Below are 1711 nucleotides of genomic sequence, written 5' to 3' on the forward strand. Positions count from 1 at the left end.
AACACCAACGTCGCCGGAAGCCTCAGCTCCGTCGCACCACCCAACAGATTCCGCAGCTCCACCGCCGTCAACGAGTCAAAACCCAACTCACGGAACGAGTGGTGCGGCTCCACGGAATCGGTTGCGTCATGGCCGAGGACAGTGGCGACCTGTGTGCTGACCAACTCCAGGAGAACGCCCTGCTGTTCGGCTTCGCTCAGACCGGCCAGCCGCTGCGCCAGCGCGCCTGACGTCGCGGCAGCGCCCTGGTCGGCTGCACGACGGCCCGGCACTCGGACCAGGGCACGCAGCAACGGCGGGACGATTCCGGAGGTGGCTGCCTGGGCGCGCAGTGCGGTGATGTCGAGGCGGATCGGGACGAGTACCGGTTCGGACGACCGACCCGCCGCATCGAACAGCTCCAGCCCCTCGGCAGCACCGAACGCACCCGCACCACCACGACCCAGCCGCGACGCACCCGCCTCGCCCAGCTCACCGGCCATACCAGCCGACTCACCCGCCCACAGACCCCAGGCCAACGACGACCCAGCCAACCCCCGCGCCCGGCGATGCCCAGCAAGAGCATCCAGGAAAGCATTCGCCGCCGCGTAATTGGCCTGCCCCGCATTACCGAACACACCCGCAGCCGACGAGAACAGCACAAACGCCGACAGATCCAGACCCTCGGTCAGCTCATGCAGATTCCACGCCGCATCCACCTTCGGACGCATGACGCGATCGATCCGCTCCGGCGTCAACGAGCCAATGATCCCGTCGTCCAGCACACCGGCCGTGTGCACAACCCCAGTCAGCGGGCGCTCCGCCGGAACGGACGCCAGCACACCCGCCAGCGCCTCGCGGTCCGCGACATCACACGCCGCCCAGACCACCTCAGCACCCAACCCCGACAACTCCGCCGCAAGCTCCGACGCACCCGGAGCCGCACCACCACGCCGACTCAGCAACAACAACCGACGCACACCATGCTCAACCACCAGATGCCGGGCAAACAAACCACCCAGGGTGCCGCTCGCACCCGTGACCAGCACAGTTCCTTCAGTCGCGAACTCCGGCCCGGCTCCGACACCTTCCGTCACTCGCATCAGACGCGGCACCCGCACCACGCCGTTCCGCACGATGGTCTGCGGCTCGTCGGAGGCCAGGACCGTCGACAGCGCCGTCAATGCGGTCTCGCCACTGGCCGTGTGGCCGTCGAGGTCGATCAGGGCGAAACGGCCGGGGTTCTCCGACTGCGCCGAGCGCAGGAGACCCCAGACCGCGGCGCCCGCCAGGTCGTCCACGGACTCACCCGCACCGGCCGCCACCGCACCCGAGGTCAGCACCACCAACCGCGAGCCCGCGAAACGCTCGTCACCCAGCCATGCCTGGATCAGGGAAAGCATCTCGGTGGTCGCCCGGCGTACGGCCGCCGGGCCGCCGTCGGGGTCGGCGGTGCATGCGAGGAACACCTCGTGAGGCACGGGCGTACCGGACTCGATCGCCGCGGCAAGGGATGTCGCATCCACGTGGACGGGCAGGGCCGGCTCGGTGGTCGTCAGTCCGAAGGCATCAGTGCCGAGCACCGCCCAGCGATCGCGGGTGCAGACTTCCGGCACGGTCATGTCGGTCGCTTCGATCCAGTCGAGTCGGAAGAGCGAGTCGTTCCGACTGTCACGCGACGCACTGCTGATCTGCTCCACCGACACCGGACGCAACACCAACGAGTCCACCG

At 68.6% G+C, this 1711-nt stretch carries 1 protein-coding gene; it reads right to left on the reverse strand.

The genetic code is table 11. From position 1 onward, the window contains the following. Positions 1-1711: beta-ketoacyl reductase (locus ACFC79_RS38235; RefSeq protein ID WP_376249889.1), on the reverse strand; the 1711-nt coding region annotated here is incomplete at both ends.

Origin of the sequence: Streptomyces sp. NPDC056061 (genome assembly GCF_042266885.1) — a bacterium.
Lineage (GTDB): Bacteria > Actinomycetota > Actinomycetes > Streptomycetales > Streptomycetaceae > Streptomyces.